At 60.3% G+C, this 20,614-nt stretch carries 15 protein-coding genes and 1 pseudogene; 11 read left to right on the top strand and 5 right to left on the bottom strand.

Annotated elements, in window-relative coordinates:
* The first annotated feature begins 22 nt into the window (after positions 1-22).
* The 4 genes from QP363_RS01635 to QP363_RS01620 all read left to right on the top strand — a co-directional run bounded on the left by QP363_RS01635 (position 23) and on the right by QP363_RS01620 (position 4,925).
* The gene (locus QP363_RS01635) at positions 23-1,195 is read left to right on the top strand and encodes an alanine racemase (protein ID WP_070710734.1); all 1,173 of its coding nucleotides are present in this window, start codon (positions 23-25) and stop codon (positions 1,193-1,195) included.
* Positions 1,192-2,475 carry a D-arabinono-1,4-lactone oxidase gene (locus QP363_RS01630; protein WP_070447006.1) on the top strand — a complete coding sequence of 428 codons (1,284 nt, stop codon included), beginning with the start codon at positions 1,192-1,194 and terminating at the stop codon, positions 2,473-2,475. The genes QP363_RS01635 and QP363_RS01630 overlap by 4 nt, the downstream gene beginning before the upstream one ends.
* 208 nt (positions 2,476-2,683) lie before the next feature.
* Positions 2,684-3,766, top strand: coding sequence for an MFS transporter (locus QP363_RS01625; protein ID WP_306486220.1), 1,083 nt, complete (start codon positions 2,684-2,686; stop codon positions 3,764-3,766).
* A 187-nt stretch (positions 3,767-3,953) separates the two neighbouring features.
* Positions 3,954-4,925: an HNH endonuclease signature motif containing protein gene (locus tag QP363_RS01620; RefSeq protein WP_284762039.1), complete on the top strand. Its 972-nt coding sequence runs from the start codon at positions 3,954-3,956 to the stop codon at positions 4,923-4,925.
* 282 nt (positions 4,926-5,207) lie between these two features.
* Here QP363_RS01620 and QP363_RS01615 read toward each other — a convergent pair whose 3' ends face one another.
* Positions 5,208-5,597, bottom strand: a complete 390-nt coding sequence (locus tag QP363_RS01615; RefSeq protein ID WP_004601215.1) for a heavy metal-responsive transcriptional regulator — start codon at positions 5,595-5,597, stop codon at positions 5,208-5,210.
* Between the two features lie 108 nt (positions 5,598-5,705).
* Between QP363_RS01615 and merA the strand changes: the two genes are divergently transcribed.
* From merA to QP363_RS01600, 3 genes are all read left to right on the top strand, one after another.
* A complete protein-coding gene (gene merA, locus QP363_RS01610) occupies positions 5,706-7,130 on the top strand; it encodes a mercury(II) reductase (RefSeq protein ID WP_046648249.1) in 1,425 nt (474 codons plus the stop codon).
* 146 nt (positions 7,131-7,276) lie between these two features.
* Positions 7,277-7,840: a thioredoxin-like domain-containing protein gene (locus QP363_RS01605; protein WP_070711742.1), complete on the top strand. Its 564-nt coding sequence runs from the start codon at positions 7,277-7,279 to the stop codon at positions 7,838-7,840.
* A complete protein-coding gene (locus QP363_RS01600; protein ID WP_070711745.1) occupies positions 7,837-8,793 on the top strand; it encodes a cytochrome c biogenesis CcdA family protein in 957 nt (318 codons plus the stop codon). Before QP363_RS01605 ends, QP363_RS01600 begins: the two co-directional genes overlap by 4 nt.
* A gap of 434 nt (positions 8,794-9,227) precedes the next feature.
* Here QP363_RS01600 and QP363_RS01595 read toward each other — a convergent pair.
* The 4 genes and pseudogenes from QP363_RS01595 to QP363_RS01580 all read right to left on the bottom strand — a co-directional run.
* Positions 9,228-9,607: pseudogene (locus QP363_RS01595) on the bottom strand (transposase); the annotation flags it as partial.
* A 202-nt stretch (positions 9,608-9,809) separates the two neighbouring features.
* On the bottom strand, positions 9,810-11,096 hold the full coding sequence (locus QP363_RS01590) for an MFS transporter (protein WP_284762024.1): 1,287 nt from the start codon (positions 11,094-11,096) through the stop codon (positions 9,810-9,812).
* A 46-nt stretch (positions 11,097-11,142) separates the two neighbouring features.
* Positions 11,143-12,495, bottom strand: coding sequence for a dicarboxylate/amino acid:cation symporter (locus QP363_RS01585; protein ID WP_284762023.1), 1,353 nt, complete (start codon positions 12,493-12,495; stop codon positions 11,143-11,145).
* 117 nt (positions 12,496-12,612) lie between these two features.
* Positions 12,613-13,683 (bottom strand): biotin/lipoate A/B protein ligase family protein, encoded by a 1,071-nt coding sequence (locus tag QP363_RS01580; protein ID WP_144657195.1) that lies wholly within the window; start codon positions 13,681-13,683, stop codon positions 12,613-12,615.
* A gap of 472 nt (positions 13,684-14,155) precedes the next feature.
* Between QP363_RS01580 and QP363_RS01575 the strand changes: the two genes are divergently transcribed.
* The 4 genes from QP363_RS01575 to nrfD all read left to right on the top strand — a co-directional run bounded on the left by QP363_RS01575 (position 14,156) and on the right by nrfD (position 20,554).
* The gene (locus QP363_RS01575; protein ID WP_144657193.1) at positions 14,156-15,022 is read left to right on the top strand and encodes a PRC and DUF2382 domain-containing protein; all 867 of its coding nucleotides are present in this window, start codon (positions 14,156-14,158) and stop codon (positions 15,020-15,022) included.
* Positions 15,023-15,146: 124 nt separating this feature from the next.
* Positions 15,147-18,419 (top strand): formate dehydrogenase-N subunit alpha, encoded by a 3,273-nt coding sequence (gene fdnG / locus QP363_RS01570; protein WP_284762022.1) that lies wholly within the window; start codon positions 15,147-15,149, stop codon positions 18,417-18,419.
* A 9-nt stretch (positions 18,420-18,428) separates the two neighbouring features.
* Positions 18,429-19,472, top strand: coding sequence for a 4Fe-4S dicluster domain-containing protein (locus QP363_RS01565; protein WP_284762021.1), 1,044 nt, complete (start codon positions 18,429-18,431; stop codon positions 19,470-19,472).
* Positions 19,469-20,554 carry an NrfD/PsrC family molybdoenzyme membrane anchor subunit gene (nrfD, locus tag QP363_RS01560; RefSeq protein ID WP_284762020.1) on the top strand — a complete coding sequence of 362 codons (1,086 nt, stop codon included), beginning with the start codon at positions 19,469-19,471 and terminating at the stop codon, positions 20,552-20,554. Before QP363_RS01565 ends, nrfD begins: the two co-directional genes overlap by 4 nt.
* Positions 20,555-20,614: the final 60 nt, after the last annotated feature.

The following is a 20,614-nucleotide window of genomic DNA, read 5'->3' as shown; positions in this document are numbered from 1 at the left end:
TAATCGTGGTTAGGATAACGCTATGCCAATCCTCGCGACTACTCCACAGGCCCAGGTGCGCGCGGCCGTTGAGCCGCTCGTCAGATCTGGAGAAAACCCAGCGCCCGTAGGCGTTATTGACCTCGCCGCGTTTGACTACAACGCTGCACAGATGCCGACTCGCGCCGGAGGACTACCCATCCGCGTGGCCTCGAAGTCGATCCGCAGCGTGGCAGCACTTCGTCGCGCCCTCGAGCACGAGGGCTACCGTGGCATCCTCGCCTATTCCGTTCCAGAGGCTCTGCATCTGGTGGGAGAGGGCTTCCGCGACATTGTGGTGGCTTATCCGAGCGTCAACCGCAAGGCCCTGCGTGAGCTTGCAGCGGATGGCACCGCGCGCGAGGCCATCACCATCATGGTGGATAGTGCTGAGCTCTTAGACCTGCTTGAGGGATCCCTGCGCGTGGCCATCGACATTGATTGCACCCTCCACGTGCCGGGGGCGGTCATCGGCCCGCGGCGCTCACCTGTGCGCACGCCGGAACAGGTCTCAGTATTGGCGCGCGAGATTCTTCGGCGCGGGCACCGGCTTGTCGGACTCATGGCCTATGAGGGTCAAGTGGCATCCGTCGCGGATGGCCTGCCGGGGCCGGTGGGGGCAGTCAAGCGCTGGCTGCGCACCAAGTCCATGGCGGACCTGGCCCCGCGGCGCCGTGCTTGCGTGGAGGTCGCGCGGGAGATAGCGGACATCGAATTCGTCAACGGCGGCGGCACGGGCAGTCTCCAAGAATCCGCGGCCGAAGGAACCTTGACCGAGCTGGCCGCTGGCTCCGGTTTCTACACGCCGGCGATTTTTGATGACTTCACCGGCATCAACCACAAGGCAGCAGCGTTCTTCGTTTGCCAGGTCTCCCGCGTTCCCGCGCCGGGCTGGGCCACGGTCAACTCCGGAGGCTGGATTGCCTCCGGACCACCCGCGAAGGATCGCGTTCCGGTTCCGGTGTGGCCGGCAGGGCTGAGCTATTCCAGCACGGAGGGTGCCGGTGAGGTGCAGACGCCTCTCCGAGGCATGGATATGAATGTCGAGGACTTGGTGTGGTTCCGTCACGCCAAGGCCGGCGAAATGACAGAAAACGTCGACCGCCTAGTGGCCGTTGGAGAAGACGGCGTTGATGTATGGGATACCTATAGAGGACAAGGATGGACACTCCGATGACAACCACATTTAGCAATTGGGCAGGATCGGTCACCACGAAACCGCAGGAGTTTGTACAGCCCTCCCGCATAGACGAGATCCCTGGAATTATTAGCCGCTCCCGCAGCGTGCGTGCTGTGGGCGCTGGTCACTCTTTCACTCCCATTGCGGCGGGGGAGGAGACGATGCTCAATCTCGATCACGTGAGTGGTCTGGTGAGCGTCGATAAGCAGCGCAAGCGCGTCCGTTTCCTGGCAGGCACTCGCTTGCGGGACGTGCCCAAGCTCCTGCGCCCCTTCGGGCTTGCCCTGGCTAACCAGGGTGATGTGGACCCGCAATCGCTGGCGGGCGCGATTTCGACCTCGACCCACGGCACCGGCATCAATTACACGGGCTTTGCGGGGACGGTCACTGGGCTGACGCTTATCGACGCCGACGGCAACACCCGCAGCTATTCTATCGACGAAGACCCAGAACTCCTTCGCCTCGTGGTCGTCAGCGTGGGCGCGCTCGGCGTGGTTGTTGAAGTTGAAATGCAGTGTGTGGACGCCTTCGACCTGCTGGCGGAAGAATCTGGCATTGCCTTCGATGAGCTGATGGATAATTGGGAGGAGCTCTCTCGGGGCGTCGACCACTTCGAGTCCTACTGGTTCCCGCACACCGACCGAGCGATGGTCAAAGCCAACACGCGCTTAGAGCCGAACGGGGAGCGCCGCTCACGCCTTAAGGCGCTTATCGACGATGAGCTCATCGGCAACGGCGCCTTCGCCGCAGCCCTGGCTCTGGGGCGTCTTCTTCCGGGGACGATTCCGACGCTCAACAAGTTCGCCACCTCGGTTATCTCTCATAACCGCTACCGTTCAGCTGCTCACGACGTGTTCGTCAGCCCGCGCCGGGTTCGCTTCCACGAAATGGAGTATGCGGTGCCGCTTGCCGACGGCCCCGCCGCCGTCCGCGAGATCCGCCGCTTCATCGACGAACAGGACTGGCGTATCGGTTTTCCGATGGAGCTGCGTACGACGGCCGCGGATGACGTTGCGCTGTCGACAGCATCGGGCCGCGAATCGATGTACATTGCCTTCCACATTCCACGTGCGCTCAACCCGCAGGATTATATGCCGAAGCTCGAGCCCATTCTTCGGGCAGCGGGTGGGCGCCCGCACTGGGGCAAGATGAACTCCCTGTCCCGGAAGGACTTTGCTCAACTTTATACAAGATTTGATGAGTTCTGCGAGCTGCGCGAAAAGATGGATCCGGAGTGGAAATTCGGTTCGTCCTACCTGCGGAAACTGTTCGGATAGGGGCGTCGTCAAGCGCTGCACATTCCGAAAGTGGGATTCGAAAGTATCTCTGATCTTTGGTAGCGTGTGGAAGTCTTAATTCCATACGCTGTCGAAGAAGGTGTCTCAAACGTCCTCTGAATCCCGTTCCCTTATCACGCCGACATTTGTGTTCGCGTGGTTGGTAAATTTTGCCCAATTTACGGTCTTTTATCTACTCGTGACCATCATGGCACTCTATGCCGTCGAGCAGTTCCAGGCCTCGGACACAGCGGGCGGGTTTGCCTCAAGCGCCTTCGTGGTGGGGGCGACGATTGCTCGCCTCTTTTCGGGCTACATTGTGGATGCTGCTGGGCGGAAGCGCTCGCTGGTCATCTCCCTCATCGTGGTCACTGTGGCGATGGCGCTGTATTTCCCAGCTCAGTCACTGCCACTATTGTTTGCTGTCCGTATCGTGCACGGCTTCGGCTATGCGGTGGCATCGACGGCTGTGATGGCTGTGGCGCAATCGGTTATCCCGGACCATCGTCGCGCAGAGGGAACGGGATACTTCGCCTTGGGGACGACGCTGGCCACCGCTTTTGGTCCGGCGGCAGGTTTAGCGATTGTCCACAACGCCGGCTATAACTCCGTGTTTCTAGTGGCGTTGACGCTGACGGTGGTGGCCTTGGGGCTGGGGCTCGTCGTCAAGGCGCCGGCGCAGGAGCATCGAAGCGTCTCCTTCTCCTTGGGGAATATTGTGCACCCAGCGGTGGCACCTTTTGGCGTGTTCATTCTTTTGGTCGGTGTTGCTTATACGGGCATTATCACCTTCCTGAATGGCTATTCCTCCCACGCGGGGCTGGAGAAGGGCGCTAGCTACTTCTTCTTGGCTTATGCGGTGGTGAGCCTCGTTCTGCGCTTTGTGTTGGGTAGGCTGCAGGACCGCCGTGGTGACAACATCATCATCTACTCTTCACTCGTCTTCTTTATTGCCGGCTTGGCTGTCCTGGCTTCGGCTGGTGCTGATTGGCAGATTGTTGCTGCGGGGGTCTTGGTGGGTATCGGATATGGCTCGATCCTGCCGGCGGGTCAGGCTATCGCTGTGCGCCTGGTGCCGATGCACGAGATGGGTGCGGGCATCTCGACCTTCTTCTTGCTGCTGGACCTAGGCATCGGCTTCGGTCCGATTCTGCTGGGGCAGGTTATCTCCGCGACGGGATACTCCGCCATGTACTGGATGCTGGCGGCTTTGATGCTGGTTGCTTCTGTGGTCTACTTCATTGTTCATGGGCGCAAGGACGTTGCACGTGGTGACGTGCGCTACGAATAGATTCCACGTTGGTGGGATTTTTCGTTGGTTGGCGTCGAATGTCCTGACTAACGCATGGTGGCTACCCCCGTTTATAGTAACGACTTGACGGGAATTCACCACTAGCTATAGCCATGCGTGGTGGTAGCCGCAAGGATTATGTTTAGAACACTTCTTCTAATACAGGTTTATCTCGGGGGAGATACCCATGACCACTGTCACACGCCCGCCAACCTTCTTCTTTTCCACCACCAACCCGAATAACCCACACGCCATAGCCCGCTCCAAAGCACGCCGGGCCACCTATAAAACCTGGGTCGGGGCCATGCCCAGCCTGCACGCCGATATCAACACCACCGCACTATCCCTAGTCGCCGCCTGGTCACTGCCGGAAGGCCACATCAAATCAGGCCTGCGTGCCATCCACCGGCTAGAAAGTCTGCCGAAAGTCAAAGCCATACAAGACACCCACTGCCTGCTGGATATTGAATCCCTCATTGCTATCGATCAACCCATGTCAGCACTGACAGCCTTGACTGATGAAACCCTGGATTTTATCGACACCCTCCTGGCTGACTTCTTCACCCCTTCTAAGCCGAACCAAGCTTTTCCTACACGTAGTCAAATCAGGCGCAAAGTCCGCGTTATTTGTAAAACCCTGGATGATTCCATCGCCTACCAAGATACCCGGCCTAAAGATACGTACCGGTTTTCTTCTAACGGCACCTCTGCCTGGCTGGAACTGCAGGTTGGGGAAGACACCGGCATTAAACTCGATGCCTTCATCCACCAGACCGCCGCCAAGGAAGACATCACTGTCGCTGAGGCAGTCATCAAACTGCTTTCCGGTGAGATAAAGCCACCAGCTACCGTGGTGCTCCACACCTACCAGGCCTGCGATATTGAGGATGCACCGACCTTTATTGAAGGCTTCGGCTGGCGAGCTGAGCCCATGCCACATGACAAGATGCGGGATTTAACCGAAGAGATAAAAGAGGCCGATGGCTACCAGCCAGGAATCATCATGCGCAAACTTGTCGAAGGCCGCGACGGTACCTGCCGGGTCGGCGGCTGTGGCGAGCCTGCTTTTCTCAGCCAGTTGGATCACCGACACAACTGGGCCGAAGGCGGGCCAACCCACCCGAAGAACCTGGTTTTCGCCTGTCGATCATGGTGGTGATGGTGCACAGAATTATGAACGCAAGGGCCCACCAACTACCTGCTCGCGAAGACTGTTCTTGTCCACCGGGAACTGTCTTATTTCCGTCTTCCCGTAGGGGACTATTTTTACTTTGGCTCAAAATGCACCAAAGGTATTATCCTCAACCGCCAAAATGTTACTTCCAGGTAAGAAATAGTCCCTATTTATAGATAGCTCCTGGCGGTTAATCCTGTCATCCTGGCTCTCGTCGAGCTGCAACTCTCGCATAGCGTGGTTGCTAAGGAGGTGTGCCCAATTGGATTACAAATACCTACACACTTGATCGGTGCTGCACGTTTCAGGGTCCGGGTGTGCGGCGTCCTGTCTGAGGTCCGCGATAGTGTCGCGCAGCACGGAGAGCTGCGCGATCTGCTGCTCGATCTCAGCGAGGCGCACGTCAAGCAGGTCGCGCACGTGCTCGCAGGGCGCCTGGCCGCCGTCGCGGATGTCGAGGATCTGGCGGATCTGGGCGAGGGTCAGCCCGGCGGCCTGGCCCCGGTGGATGAACCCGACCCGACCCACGGCATCCTCGGCGTAGTCCCGATAGCCGGAGGCCAATCGCTCGGCCGGAGGGAGCAGCCCCGACTCCTCGTAGAACCGCAGGGTCTTGGTCGTGGTTCCGGTTGCTTCCGCAAGCTGTCCGATCCTCATGTTCGCCGATTCCCCTTCCAATGGCCACCACACTTGACCTTCCATTGTACTGGAAGGTTCACAATGGTTCCATAGGAACTTTTGAACCACAGGGAAGAGACATCTGGAATGACAAACGAAAAGTTCGATCTGGCGATTATTGGTTCCGGCGGCGGAGCGTTTGCGGCCGCGATCCGGGCCACCGGACTGGGCAAGCGCGTCGTGATGGTGGAGCGCGGCACCGTGGGCGGGACATGCGTGAACACGGGCTGCGTCCCGTCGAAGGCGCTCCTGGCTGCCGCGGAGGCCCGCCACGTGGCGTTGGATTCGGCCCGCTTCCCTGGGGTGGCGGCCTCGGCGGGCCCGGTGGACATGCCGGCCCTGATTCAGGGCAAGGCCGCGCTGGTTGAAAGTATGCGCACGGAGAAGTACGTCGATCTGGCCGCGGACTACGGGTGGACGATGATCTCGGGGGACGCGTCGTTCACCGGAACCCAGGACGCACCGCTGCTCCGGGTGATCTCCCCGGATGGTGCAGTGAGAACGATCGAGGCCGGGCACTACCTCGTGGCCACTGGCTCCGCACCCTACGTGCCGCCCGTTCCCGGACTGGCCGAGGCCGGGTACCTGACCTCGACGACGGCGATGGAACTGGACGAGGTGCCCGAATCAATGCTGATCCTGGGCGGAGGCTATGTTGCCCTGGAGATGGCACAGCTTTTCTCCCGGCTGGGCTCCCGGGTGACCATGCTGGTCCGTTCCCGGTTGGCCTCGCAGGAGGAACCGGAGGCATCCAAGGCGTTGGCGGGGGTGTTCGCCGACGAGGGGATCCGGGTGGTCCGGCGGGCCATGGCCGACTCCGTGGCCTCCGGCCCGGACGGGGTCTCGGTGACGGCAAACGTGGCCGGGGGCGAGGAGGTGTTCCGCGCTTCCCGCATCCTCGTGGCACTGGGCCGCCGCCCGGTGACCGAGGGACTGGACCTTGACGCCGTCGGGGTGAAGACCGGCGCATCCGGCGAGATCGTGGTCGATTCCCGCCTGGCCACGTCCAACCCGCGGGTTTGGGCCGCCGGGGACGCGACCGGCCATCGGGAGTTCGTTTACGTCGCAGCGGCCCACGGCGCCTTGGCCGTGGACAATGCGTTCACCGATGCCCTGGCCGAGGTCGACTACCGGCACCTGCCCCGGGTCACCTTCACCAGTCCCGCCATCGGGGCGGTCGGGATGACGGAAAAGGAAGCTGTCGCCGCCGGGATCAGCTGCGAGTGCCGGGTCCTCCCCCTGGAGTACGTGCCGCGAGCCGTGGTCAACCGCGACACCCGCGGCTTCATCAAGGTTGTCGCGGACCGCGACACCGGACGGATCCTGGGCCTCTCCGCGGTGGCCAAGGACGCCGGGGAAATCGCCGCCGCCGGCGTCTACATCCTCGAAGCGGGCATGACCACCGCGCAGGTCGCCGCCGCCTGGAGCCCCTACCTGACGATGGCCGAGGGCATCAGGATCGCCGCCAAGGCCTTCACCACCGACGTCTCCGAGCTCTCCTGCTGCGCCTGAGCTCCAGCCCCCACTACCGAAGCAAAGGAATGCCCTGACCGCCACCGACCAGGCCCTCACCTATCTGTTGTCCCCGAGCACCACCGCACCGACCACGGCACCGCCTGAGTCCCCATCCCCATTCCTGGAAGGAACCACCAGACACCATGACATCCCCGAGATCCCGCCGTTCTCTGTCCGTTCCCCGGCCCAGGCACCTCGCCTCCGCCCTGTTTCTGGCAGCGGTCATGGCACTGACAACCGCCTGCGCCAGCTCACCGGGCGGCCCGTCGGCCGCGCCAGGCGGTTCGTCGCCCGACGCGGCCGGTGCCGTTGCTGTTACGGTCTCCGACATTGACGGCACTACCCGGACCATCCCGGACGGTAAGCCCGCAGCACTGTTCTTCTTCTCTGCCGGATGCGGTGAGTGTGCGGAAGGGGCCGATTCCCTGAACAAGGCCTCCACGGCCCTGGGAAGCTCGGCCGACTACCTCCTGGTGGACGTGGACCCCCGAGAACCGAAGGAGACCATCAACGGATTCCGCGATTACATCAAGGCCCCTGAGCTCCCTGCCGTCATCGACACCGAGGCCACACTGACCACCCGGTACAAGGTCACCTCCATAAGCACCCTGGTGGTGGTCGACGCGAAGGGCGACGTTACCTTCCGGGCCACCGACCCGTCTGCGGAAAAGATCCAAGAAGAACTCACCAAGGCCGGTGCCCAATGACAGCCCTGCTTGCCCTGGCCTTCGCCGCTGGAATGATTGCCCCGGTCAATCCCTGCGGTTTCGCCCTCCTGCCCGCCTGGATAGCCCAGACCATCGGGGACGCCCGGACGCGCCCGCTCGCGCTGCGTCTGGCCCACGGGCTCCGGGCCGGGCTCGCGCTCAGCCTCGGCTTCGCCGGGACCCTGGCAGCCTTCGGGCTGATCGTCAGCGCGGGCGCCAGGACCCTGATCAGCGCAGCGCCCTGGCTGGGAATGGCCACCGGGGTGATCCTTCTCCTGCTGGGCCTGGCCATGCTCACCGGACTCACACCACGGCTCCGTCTGCCGGCCTGGGCCACGAAACCCCGCACACAAGAAGCCGCAGGGGCAGGTCACAAAACCGGGCGCATGGTGGCCTTCGGGATCGGATACGCCGCAGCATCCCTCGGCTGCACCCTCGGGGTGCTCCTGGCCGTGATCGCCCAAGCCCAGGCCGTCGCCAGCTACGCCGGGCTGCTCGCGGTCTTCGCCGCCTACGCCGCAGGCTCGGCCACTGTCCTGATGCTCGTTTCGGCAGGCACGGCCATCGCCGGGGCCGCCCTCGGGCGAAGAATCACCGGCCTGGCCAAGCACAGCAACCGCATCGCCGCCTTCATCCTCACCATAACCGGCGCCTACCTCAGCTGGTATTGGTATCCCGCCGCCACCGGCGGAACCGCACAGGCCAACAGCCTCGCCGTATGGTCAGCCGCCGCCAGCGCCTGGATCAGCGACAACAGCACCCTGATCGCAGCCCTCGCCGCAGCCGTGGTGCTCGTATCGGCATTGGCCGCCCTCAACCGGCGCAGGAGACTGCGCATCAGACAGGGAACGCCGCCCACAGGCGAGGGCCCCGGGCAAAGCGGGGAACCCGACTGCTGCACACCAACTCCGGACAACAACTCGACCGAGGACCGGCCAGGCACGATCCCGTAGCTGGCCGAGGACTCCCAAAAAGCAAGGGGGAGAGGGAACCTTGCCCATCTTCTGGCAAACGAGGCGCCCGCCTATCAGGACAGGTTGGTACAGCGGCATCAGGCCGGAAGTCAATTCGTGCAGAGGACTTCGGGCAATCCGTCAGGAGCCCTCTGTACCGCCCCCGCAATGATGGGAACGTCAGTGTGGTGGACTTCGGAAAGCCACAGTGACACCCACTAGTTGTACTCGACCGTGACGTTGGTGGCACTTTCGGTCTTGTGAAATAGCTAGGCCTCCTGGCTTAGTGGAGCTGTGTTATGTCCAAAAACCCTATGGACATAACATGGTTAGTGTTTGTGCTGATGGTGTCTATATTTCTCGGGGTAGAAGTGGGGTGTAGTGGTTGAGGAGGTTGCCTAAAAGCCCATGGCCTCAAGGGTAGAGGCCAGGCCCGAGCGATTGAGCTTTAACACGTGGCACATCCGCTTAACCGAGTACTCGGTTCGATGGTCATAGACAAACTGGAAGCGGATCACCAGCGTGTCTCTTCGGCAAAATATTTCGCGGCCTTACGCAGGATGTCGCGTTCTTCGCGCAGCTTCGAGACTTCTCTTTCTAGCTGGCGGATCCGCTCAGAATCAGTCGTCTCCTGGGCCTTGTCACGCATGGTCTTCGTGCGGGCACGCTTGCCGGTGCCGTACTGCTTAAGCCAGGAATAAAGTGAGGAACGATTGACTCCAAGCTCTGCTGAAGCCGCGTGGAGTGAAAGGTCCTCATTGTTTTCGTAGAGGGCCACAGCATCACGTTTGAACTGTTCGGAGTACCTAGGCATGGTGGTAGATTACCTTTCTTCCCAACCCAACCGGGCTGGATATCAGGTGTCTACCTAACAGGGTTCAGGTCCCCTGGCCCTGCTCGTCGTCTGAAACGACAATTCGGATCGCCAGCGGTCGGGCGATTGACGCTGCCGCTGAAGCTCAAGTGTGGGTCGTTGATGGAAGTTACTACCAGGAGGGGGAGAGTGAGGCGGTGGGCTAGATCTCTTTTAGGCGATTCCGCTTGGAGGCGAAGAGAACGCCTCCGCCGGTGATGATTGCGGCGGCAACAAGGTAATACGCCGGGGCGAGTTGGTTGTCTGTTTTGTCAATAAGCCAGGTGGCGATCATGGGCGCCGTGCCGCCGAAGACAGCGTTAGCTGTGTTGAAAGTGAGTGCAAAGCCGGAAAGGCGAACATGGGTGGGGAACTGTTCGGAGAGGAAGGAGGGGAGGACGCCGTCGTTAAGCGCAAGCACGCCGCCGAGGCACACCTGGATGATGATGACCAGGAGAATCCCAGCGCCGTCCAGGAGCATGAAGGCAGGGACGATGAAGAGGCCCATGAAAAGTGCAGCACACAGCATGGTGGTGCGGCGTCCCAGGCGGTCCGAAAGCAGGCCGGTGAGAAGCGCGAAGCCAATGTAGAACGCGGAAGCAACGGAGGACGCTATGAAGGCAGGTGTTTCCGCCATGCCCAGCTCCTGGGAGAGGTAGGTTGGCAGGTAAGTCAGGATGACATAGAAACCAATGGCGTTGAGAACTGCGCCCGAGAAGGCAATTGCCAGCGCCTTGGGATATTTGATGACCTCGCGAAGAGGGGACTCCTTCGTGTCATCTTGATTCTCAAAGCGGGAAGACTCATCGGCGTTGCGGCGAATCCACAGGCCGTAAAGGCCCAGGGGTAGTGCGATGAGGAAGGGGACGCGCCAACCCCAAGAAATGAGAGCATCGTCGTCGAGTACGCCGGTGAGTAAAGCCGCAATGAGGGAGCCCAATAGCAGGCCGGATGCTGTGGCGGAAGGAACGATTGCGGCGTAAATGCCCCGCTTATGCGTCGGGGCGATCTCTGCGAGGTGCGTGGCTGCACCGGCATATTCGCCAGCCGCGGAGAAACCTTGGACCATGCGCGAAAGTAGAAGCAGCAGGGTGGCGGCGAATCCGATGGTTTCGTAGCTGGGGAGGAAGCCGATCACGGCTGTCGCCAGCGACATCATCGTGATCGATACCGTCAGGGTTTGAATTCGTCCGTGTTTGTCACCAAAGTGTCCCCACACAATTCCGCCGAGCGGGCGGACGAGGAAGGAAAGCGCAAAGAGGGCGAATGTCATGATGAGCGCGCGGCGCCCTTCCATCTCCGGGAAGAAGACTCGGGAGATAATGGCCGACATATAAATGTAGGCCGCATAGTCGAACCATTCGATGAAGGTTCCTATGAAGGAGGCCTTGATAGCGCTGCGGTGTTGTGTGGAATCGGGGCCTGGTGGTGCTTGGGTTGACGTGGACATAGCTTCCACCGTACAGAAACTATGTGTGCTCCACGTCACTTAATTTCTAAACGTTCACGCTTTCCCGGTCGTTCTCGTCAGCGTTCATGATGTCATTGACGCCACCCTCGGCAGCGTTCCAGGTTGCTTGGTCTTGGATGCCGGCGCGCTTGGCGACGGTCGTGGCACACAGTGCCTGACCGGTAACGTTGACGGCGGTGCGGCCCATATCAATGATGGGTTCGATGGCAAGCAAGAGGCCGACGCCTGCCAGCGGGAGGCCTAGCGTGGAGAGTGTCAGCGTCAACATGACGGTGGCGCCTGTCGTACCGGCAGTAGCTGCGGAGCCAATGACGGAAACGAAGATGATGAGAAGGTATTGGGTCGGGGAAAGGTCAATTCCGTAGAACTGGGCAATGAAGATGGCGGCGATGGCCGGGTAAACGGAGGCGCAGCCGTCCATCTTCGTGGTAGCGCCGAGTGGGATGGCGAAGGAGGCGTATTCGCGAGGCACACCCATGGCTCTCTCCGTAAAGCGCTGGGTAACCGGCATGACTCCCATGGAGGAACGGGTGACGAAGCCGAGGGAGAATACTGGCCATACGCGCTTGTAGAAGCCAATGATTGGAATGCGGTTGAACGCGAGGACGGCAGGGTAGACCACAACAATGACAAGGGCGAGTCCGACATACATCGCGAGGACGAACTTGCCCAAGGAGCTCAGCGCATCCCAGCCGTAGGTAGACACGGCTTTACCGATGAGGGCGGCGGTGCCAATCGGGGCGAGACGGATGATCCACCAGAGAACCACCTGGATGACCTTGAGGAAGGATTCGGTAAAGCGCAGGAAGGGATCGGCTGCCTTGCCAGCCTTGACCGCTGCGATGCCCAGAGCCAAAGAAATGACAAGGAGCTGAAGGGCGCCGAAGCTGAGGGAGACTTCGCCGTCGCTAAGCGAAGCTTTGAGTCCAAAGAAGTTGGCGGGGACGAGTTGCTGGAGGAATGCGGTCCAGGAGCCAACGTTGGAGGGATCGGCGGCGGTGGAGGCGTCGACAGTCGTGCCTACGCCTGGCTTCATCACGAGGGCGACGAGAATGCCAGCCAAGACGGAGAAGAAGGCCGTAATGGCGAACCATACAAGAGTGGAGATTGCCAGCGAGGCGGCGTTAGCCACCTTGCGCAGGTTGGCAACCGAGGTGACGACAGCCGCGAAGATGAGCGGCGGGACCATCACTTTGAGCAATTGGACGTACGCGCCGCCGACGCCGGACAAGGTATCGGAGAGCCACGAGGACTTCATGCCGGAAGCGATGAATCCGAGAATAAGGCCGATAATGAGGCCGGCGATGACCTGGGCGCCAAAGCCGGTGGCCCACGAGGGCAGCGTGCGCGAGGATGCGCGGGAGGAAGTGTCGGACACGAGATTTTCCTTCTAGACAGTGTTGTATAGAAATGGACCATTTGGTTCGGTAAAATCATACCGATCGGTTCATTAGAACATGTAACACCGTACGCTGCCCAGAAATTCCCCCGCAAATTATGGGATGCGCTTGGTCCACTCGTCGTTGAGGAACTTGGTGTCGACGAGGTGGCGGGCGGCGGCGAGTGTGTCGTCGGAAAGCTCGGCGTCGACGGCGCCATAGCGGGTGGCAAACTCGGTAGCCATAGTCTCGATGATTTCCTCGCGCGGCACGCCGGTTTGGCGGCGCAGCGGGTCCACGCGCTTCTTTGCGCTGGCTAGGCCCTTGGAAGAGACCTTGACCTTGCCGATGCGTAGGACCTCCATCATCTTGTCTGCATCGATGTCATAGCTCATCGTGGTGTGGTGGAGTACCGCGCCCTTCCGGCGCTTTTGGGCGGCACCGCCAATCTTTCCGCCGTCCGACGTGATGTCATTAATCGGCACGTACCAGGCATTGACACCAAGCTTTCCGAGCGCCGCGAGAACCCATTGGTCTAGATATTCGTAGCTAGCCTCATAGGAATAACCGGCCACGAGCGAGTCTGGGGCGTACAGGGAATAAGTCACGCAGTTGCCGCCCTCCATAAACATTGCGCCACCACCGGAGATTCGGCGCACTGGAACAATGCTGTGCTTGTCGACGCCCTCCTGGTCCAACTCATTGGAATAAGACTGGTAGGAGCCGAAGACCACGGCGCGGTCTTCCCACTCCCAGAAGCGGAGCGTAGGGCCGCGTTTTCCTTCCGCGACTTCGTTGAGGAGGACCTCATCGAGGGCGACGTTGACTGGGGTTGGGAGAACTCCTGGGCGCAGGATCTCCCAGTTGTGGTCGGTGAAATCGGTACCGCCGGACAGTGCACGTCTAACTGTGACGGCAAGGTGGTGGGTGTCAAAACCGTGAAGGGCTACGGGGGAGTCGATTCGCGCAAGCGCGGCATCGAGCCGGGATTGAATCTCTTCTGTCGAGGTGGCTGTGGTGGTTCCGACCAGCGCCGGGGCTAGTGTCTCGTAGGCTTCTTCGGGTTCGAGGAAGAAGTCACCGGATACTTTCGCTGCGATTACGGTGCTGTCGGCGTCAATATCAAGATCGACGACGAGTAGTTTGCCGCCTGGGACTTTGAGTTCGAAGTGTTTCGTCTGGTTCATGATGTTCAGGGTACTCAATGGTGGAGTTGTGATGATTGGGAATGTAGACCAATTAAGGAATGTGCCGAACGGGGTGGGGGTAGCTAACGTTTATTGGTTGTCCCTGTGGGTAACGTAAAGAATTGTATAGAGGATTGTTGTTGGGTGCTACGTTGTGGGGGCAGGTTGATGTCCTTGTGTTTCGGTCTGGGTATGGGGAGGGAGAGAGCTTCGTCGTTCTGATAAGCTTATGAGGTGCGTAAATAATCTCGTAATCTAATCGTTATAGCCAATGTGGCCTGCGGCAAAGCGCGATTTTTGCAATAGGATGGGCTACAGCGGTGGCACATTGTTTATTTGTCCGTATGGTGGGTGACAGCGCAAACGAAATAGCAAATCGCCCCCCCCACTTCTTATGGTATATGGGGGTGATGTTGAGATCTGTGGTTTGCCAGTTCCATATAGACCAAATATAGAAAGGTTTAGAGAAATAATGGGTAAGAATATCAAGGATCTGTTTAACGCAACCGCATACGACAAGACCGGCGACAAGCTGGGCTCTGTCAAGGAGGTCTTCGTCGACGAGCAGTCCGGTCAGCCGACCTTCGTTGAGGTCAACCACGGCCTGTTCGGCATGAGCTCCAGCTTGGTTCCGCTCCGTGGTCACGATTTCACCGGTGAAGAGCTCAAGCTGGCCTTCTCCAAGGACCGCATCGAGAACGCACCGGACTTTGACTCCGATAAGCCGCTGACTCCTGAGGTACAGGCGGACATCTTCAAGCACTACAACCTCGAGAACGCACAGGATGTCACCACCTACCGTGACGAGCGTGATGAGCGCGCTGGTGCTGCCGGTGCTGGTGTGGCTGGCGCTGGCGTTGCCGGCGCTGGAGCAGGTGCGCACGCTAAGGATGAGACCGCTGCTACCGACCGTATTGACACTGACCGCGCTACTGCTACCGGTAACGGCGTCTCCAACAATGAAGGTGAAGTTATCCGCTCCGAGGAGCGCCTAGACGTCAACAAGGAGCGCGTGGCCACTGGTGAGGCTCGCCTGCGCAAGTACGTCGTGACCGATACTGAGACTGTTGAGGTTCCGGTCGAGCGCGAAGAGGTTCGCGTCGAGCGCACCCCGATTTCTGAGGCTGACGCTGCCAACTACACCGGCACCATTGGCGATAACGGAGCAGAAGAAGCCTCCGTCACCCTGCATGAAGAGCGTGTGAACGTAGAGAAGAAGACCGTCCCGGTGGAGAAGGTTAACCTCTCCAAGGAAACCATCAAGGACACCGAGACCCACACCGAGGATCTGCGTAAGGAGCAGATCGATACCGACGGCATCACCGAGACCCGCAAGTAATCTCGGTTAAGGGCTAAGAGGCTGGAGCTGCAAAGCTCCGGCCTGCTGTCGTTTTAGTTCCTTTTCAATTTTTGCTGTCATGAACAGGGTGGAAAACATGGTGGCGAAGCAGTAGGTTTAAGGCATGTCACGTTTTAGCCCACTGAACTGGCCCGTCGTACGCCAAATCCGCAACAAGGATGCCTTCGGCCGCGACGTGTCTACGCAGTCGGCTAAGAGTGAGGACCTGCAGGGACGCACCGTCGAGGCGGATCGCGTCGTGCAGTCGGTCTGCCCCTACTGCGCAGTGGGCTGCTCCCAGCGCGTCTACGTGAAGGATGACAAGGTCATCCAAATCGAGGGCGATCCGGATTCCCCGATCTCCCGCGGCCGCCTCTGCCCCAAGGGCTCTGCTTCTGAGCAACTCATTAACTCCTCGACCCGCATCACCACGATCAAGTACCGAGCGCCCTATGCCACTGAATGGCAGGAGCTCGACGAAGAAACCGCGATGGATATGATCGCGGACCGTTTTGTGGAGGCACGCGCGAGGCATTGGGAGGACGTCGATAAGCACGGGCGTCGTCTCAACCGCACCATGGGCATCGCCGGTCTGGGTGGCGCGACGCTAGATAATGAGGAGAACTACCTCATTAAGAAACTGTTTACCGCGACCGGTGCTATTCAGGTAGAGAACCAGGCGCGCATATGACACTCCGCCACTGTTCCTAGTCTAGGAACATCGTTTGGCCGCGGCGGCGCGACCCAACCGCTGCAGGATATGGCGAATGCGGATTGCATCGTCATCGAGGGTTCTAATATGGCCGAATGCCACCCCGTGGGTTTCCAGTGGGTCGTCGAAGCCAAGAAGCGTGGTGCGCGCATTATCCACGTGGATCCGCGCTACACGCGTACGTCTGCCTTTGCGAACCGCCACATCGGCATTCGCGGTGGCACGGACGTGGTGCTGCTCGGCGCCATTATCAAGTACGTTCTGGATAATGACCTGTATTTCCACGATTACGTGGTGAATTACACCAACGCGGCGTCGATCATCTCGCCGGATTTCCAAGACACCGAGGACCTGGAAGGCCTGTTCTCCGGGTACGACGCGAAGAAGGGCAAGTACGTCACGGACTCATGGCAGTACGTGCAAAAGCCTGAGGGCTCCTCGTGGAACGTGGAGAAGGACATGACGCTGGAAGATCCAAACACGGTCTTCCAGATCCTCAAACGCCACTACTCGCGCTACACCCCGGAGATGGTGGAGGAGACCTGTGGCATTGCGCCGGAGGACTTCTACTACTTGGCAGACTCGATTGCGCAGAACTCCACCCCGGAGCGCACCACGTGCTTCGCCTACGCGCTGGGCTTTACCCAGCACACCCTGGGCGCACAGTTCATCCGAACCGCGGCGATCCTGCAGCTGCTCATGGGCAACGTGGGCCGCCCTGGATCGGGCATCATGGCCTTGCGCGGGCATGCCTCGATTCAAGGCTCGACTGATATTCCGACTCTCTTCAACTCGCTTCCGGGCTACCTGCCCATGCCGCACGTGGATCAGGAGACCTGGGCGGATTACCTGGATTCCTTCCGGCAGGAAGACCAGAAGGGCTTCTGGCAGTTGGGTGAGAACTACGCGGTCTCGCTCATGAAGTCCTATTGGGGCGACGCCGCTACCAAGGAGAATAATTGGGGCTTTGACCTTATGCCGCGCCTGTCCGGCGCGCACTCGACCTATGAGACATTGCTGGCCATGCTGCGCAAGGAAGTGGAGGGCTACTTTGTCTTCGGTCAGAACCCAGCGGTGGCGCAGTCCAACGGTGGTATGCAGCGCCGCGGACTGGCCTCGCTGAAGTGGTTGGTTGTCCGCGATTTCCAAGAGATTGAAACGGCAAGTTTCTGGAAGGATTCGCCGGAAGTCAAGAACGGCGAGCTCAAGACCGAGGAGATCGCTACCGAGGTATTCCTCATGCCTGCGGCAACGCACGTGGAGAAGTCCGGAACATTTACCCAGACTCAGCGCATGGTGCAATGGCGCTTCCAAGCGACTCCGCCGCCGGGCCAGGCCCGCAGCGAGGCGTGGTTCTTCTACCACTTGGGCAAGAAGATTAGGGAGCGCTTGGCGGATTCGACCGACCCGCGCGACCTGCCGATTAAGTCCGTGACGTGGGATTACACCGAGGATGAACACGGGGATCCCAGCTCGGACGAGATTCTGCGTGAGATCAACGGCTACTACCTCGATGGGCCAAAGAAGGGTCAATTGCTGCCGAGTTTCACCGAGATGCGCGCCGACGGTTCTACCTCCGGAGGCTGCTGGATTTACACCGGCGTGTATAAGGACGGCATCAACCATGCCGCGAAGAAGGTTCCGGGGTCTGAGCAGAACGAAGTAGCACTCGAGTGGGGGTGGGTATGGCCGGCTAACCGACGCATCCTGTACAACCGCGCCTCCGCCAAGCCGGATGGCACTCCGTGGTCGGAGCGCAAGAAGTACATCTGGTGGGATGAGGACCAGGGCAAGTGGGTTGGTGACGATGTCCCGGACTTCCCGGTGACGAAGCGCCCGGACTATGTCGCGCCTGTCGACGCCGTCGGCCCCGACGCCCTCGACGGCGATGATCCCTTCATCATGCAGCCGGATGGCCTGGGTTGGCTGTTTGCCCCGAAGGGGCTGTCCGACGGCCCGCTGCCGACTCACTACGAGCCGCAGGAATCGCCGGTGCAGAATGCGCTGTACAAGCAGCAGCAATCGCCGACGCGGTTGACTATCAAGCGCGCGGATAACCTTTCCCGCCCCGAGCCAGGGGAGCGCGGTGCTGAGGTCTTCCCGTTTGTCTTCTCTACCTACCGTCTGACGGAGATGTACACCTCCGGTGCGATGTCGCGCCGCTTGCCTTACTTGGCGGAGCTGCAGCCGGGCTTGTTCTGCGAGGTGGACAAGGAACTGGCCGCCAAGCGTGGACTTGTCAACGGCGAGTGGGCCACTATTGTGTCGCCGCGTGGTGTCATAGAGGCGCAGGTTTTGGTGACGGACCGCATGGAGATGCTCACCATCAATGGTGAGGACTTCCACCAGATTGGCCTGCCCTTCCACTACGGAGAATCAGAGACCACCGAGGTGGCCGGCGATGGTGCCAACGATCTGTTGGGCCTGACCTTGGAGCCGAACGTGTTTATCCAGAACTCAAAGGTGGGCGCCTGCGATATTCAGCCGGGCCGGCGCCCGCGGGGCGAGGCACGAGTGCAACTCTTGCGCGAGTACCAAGAGCGGGCGCACCTTACTGTTGACTCGGGCAACCGGATCCTGGACGTCTCAGATGCTTTTAGCACGAAGAGCGATGCTTCTGAGGAGAACACCGGCGATGACGCCACCGCAGGCAATGTGGCGGACTATGAAGGCAAAGAAGGCTAAGGAGGACTAATGGCTAATCTTTTCACCGAAAAGGCTGATAAACACGGCTATGAGTCCTATCAGCGCATGGCGTTCTTTACCGATACCTCGGTATGCATCGGCTGCAAGGCTTGCGAGGTGGCCTGTAAAGAATGGAACCGCAACCCGGTGGAAGGCTATGCGGTCACCGGCAATTCCTATGACAACACAGTCTCGCTGGGTGCCAATACCTGGCGGCACGTGACCTTCATTGAGCAAAGCAATGAGCGTATTGAGCAGGCGCGCGAGGATGGGCGCAAGCTCGTCTCACTGGGGCTGCCCACAGTCTCCGCGCCAAGCGTCACCCCAGATACCGATGATTTTCGCTGGCTCATGTCCTCCGATGTGTGCAAGCACTGCACCAATGCTGGATGCTTGGACGTGTGCCCGACGGGCGCGCTCTTTCGTTCCGAATTCGGCACCGTTGTGGTGCAAGATGATGTGTGCAATGGCTGCGGGACCTGCGTTGCTGGGTGTCCTTTCGGCGTCATTGAGCGCCGCGATGACGGCGGCGTGACGCTGAAGGCGGACAAGACCGCCACCGTGGATTACGAGGTGCCTGACCACGCGGGTGTGAACGTGCTGGCAAAGCTGAAGCAGCTTAAGCCGCAAGGTCCAGACCATACGCCGGGACAGGCCATGCCGATCAAAAATTTGGGTGTAGCTCAGAAGTGCACCATGTGTTATGACCGGCTCAAGATTGGTGAACAGCCTGCTTGCGCTAAGACCTGCCCGACGGATTCTATCCAGTTTGGACCTTACGAGGAGATGCTCGCTGCTGCGCAGGAGCGAGTCCGTGTCCTCCACGAGCAAGGGCTGACAGAGGCTCGTCTCTACGGCGCCAATTCCCAGGATGGGGTCGGTGGAACGGGTTCTATTTTCCTGTTGCTCGATTCCCCGGAGGTCTACGGGCTGCCGCCGGATCCGCGCGTGCCCACGGCGGATTTGCCGCAGATGTACAAGACCGCAGCGAAAGCTATCGGAGGAATGGCGCTGGCAGTGGCCGGGGCATTCATGTTGGGAGGCCGCAAGTGAGCGAATTTGATGAGTACCGCCCGCCGCAGGAGCCTAGGCGTCGTCGCGGCGGTGGCAAGAAGCGCCGGCGTGGACGAGTCGGCGCCGGCGCACAGGATGGGTCCAAAGAAGCGCGCATGGCGGAGGACTTCGAGTTCTCCTCGTATTACGGCAAGCCCGTAGTCAAGGCCCCGCCGTGGGAGTGGCCAATTGGTGGCTATCTGTTCCTCGGTGGACTTTCGGGAGGCTCGGCATTACTCGCCGCTGGCGCGCAGGCTACGGGTAACGCGCCTCTCAAACGTTCTACCCGATTGACGGCGTTCTCTGCGGCCTCGGTGGGCTCTGTCTTTCTGATCCTCGACCTTGGGCGCCCAGAGCGTCTGCTCAACATGTTCCGCGTTTTCAAGGTGACCTCTCCGATGTCCATCGGCTCGTGGATTTTGGGCAGCTTTGCTTCTGCCGCGTCGCTGCCTGCAGTCGTCGAGGCTGATGAGCTGGTCGGCGGTGTGCTGCCGAAACCGCTTCGCCGATCCCTTGATAAGGCAGCCGGCCCAGCGGGGGCCGTTGCGGGAGTTCTCGGCGGACCACTCGCTGGCTATACAGCGGTGCTGTTGGCTAATACCTCTAACCCGACATGGAACGATGCGAAGAAGCACTTGCCCTATGTCTTTGTTTCCTCGGCGTCGGCCGCGGCGGCGGGTGCCGCCATGGCCTTTACCCCGGTGAAGAACGCTGGGCCTGCACGCGCCCTGGGCATCACGGCCGCAGTGAGTGACCTAGTCGCGACGCGGATCATGGAAAATCACATGGAACCGGAACCCAGGCGGCCGCTGCATGAGGGATTGCCGGGAAAGCTCATGAAGGCTTCTGAATGGCTCATCGCCTCCGGTGGTGTGGGAACGGGCGTAGCTGCGGCGACCAAGTCACGCACCGTGTCGGTATTGTCCGGCCTTGCGCTCATGGCGGGATCTGCGTGCACCCGCTTTGGTGTGCTCAACGCGGGACTGGAAGCGGTGAAGGACCCAGCCACCACGATTGCTCCACAGAAGCGGCGTGCTGAAGCGCGGGGTGACTACGGCACTTCCGTCGTGACGGGCGGATAAGAACCCTCATTTTGTGACGGGAAAGAATTGCAAGAATGGCAAAGGGTTAGCAAAGAGATA

Source organism: Corynebacterium sp. UMB6689, from assembly GCF_030215295.1.
Classification (GTDB): domain Bacteria; phylum Actinomycetota; class Actinomycetes; order Mycobacteriales; family Mycobacteriaceae; genus Corynebacterium; species Corynebacterium aurimucosum.
Note: the sequence above shows the minus strand (reverse complement) of the source record. Positions and strands in the feature narration are given on the sequence as shown.

Excerpts from the sequence above, each read along its gene's own strand:
- QP363_RS01630 (WP_070447006.1), top strand. The coding sequence starts at position 1,192 with ATGACAACCACATTTAGCAATTGGGCAGGATCGGTCACCACGAAACCG.
- QP363_RS01605 (WP_070711742.1), top strand. The coding sequence starts at position 7,277 with ATGACATCCCCGAGATCCCGCCGTTCTCTGTCCGTTCCCCGGCCCAGG.
- QP363_RS01615 (WP_004601215.1), bottom strand. The coding sequence starts at position 5,597 with ATGAGGATCGGACAGCTTGCGGAAGCAACCGGAACCACGACCAAGACC.
- QP363_RS01625 (WP_306486220.1), top strand. The coding sequence starts at position 2,684 with ATGGCACTCTATGCCGTCGAGCAGTTCCAGGCCTCGGACACAGCGGGC.
- QP363_RS01580 (WP_144657195.1), bottom strand. The coding sequence starts at position 13,683 with ATGAACCAGACGAAACACTTCGAACTCAAAGTCCCAGGCGGCAAACTA.
- QP363_RS01575 (WP_144657193.1), top strand. The coding sequence starts at position 14,156 with ATGGGTAAGAATATCAAGGATCTGTTTAACGCAACCGCATACGACAAG.
- QP363_RS01565 (WP_284762021.1), top strand. The coding sequence starts at position 18,429 with ATGGCTAATCTTTTCACCGAAAAGGCTGATAAACACGGCTATGAGTCC.
- QP363_RS01590 (WP_284762024.1), bottom strand. The coding sequence starts at position 11,096 with ATGTCCACGTCAACCCAAGCACCACCAGGCCCCGATTCCACACAACAC.
- QP363_RS01600 (WP_070711745.1), top strand. The coding sequence starts at position 7,837 with ATGACAGCCCTGCTTGCCCTGGCCTTCGCCGCTGGAATGATTGCCCCG.
- QP363_RS01620 (WP_284762039.1), top strand. The coding sequence starts at position 3,954 with ATGACCACTGTCACACGCCCGCCAACCTTCTTCTTTTCCACCACCAAC.
- merA (WP_046648249.1), top strand. The coding sequence starts at position 5,706 with ATGACAAACGAAAAGTTCGATCTGGCGATTATTGGTTCCGGCGGCGGA.
- QP363_RS01635 (WP_070710734.1), top strand. The coding sequence starts at position 23 with ATGCCAATCCTCGCGACTACTCCACAGGCCCAGGTGCGCGCGGCCGTT.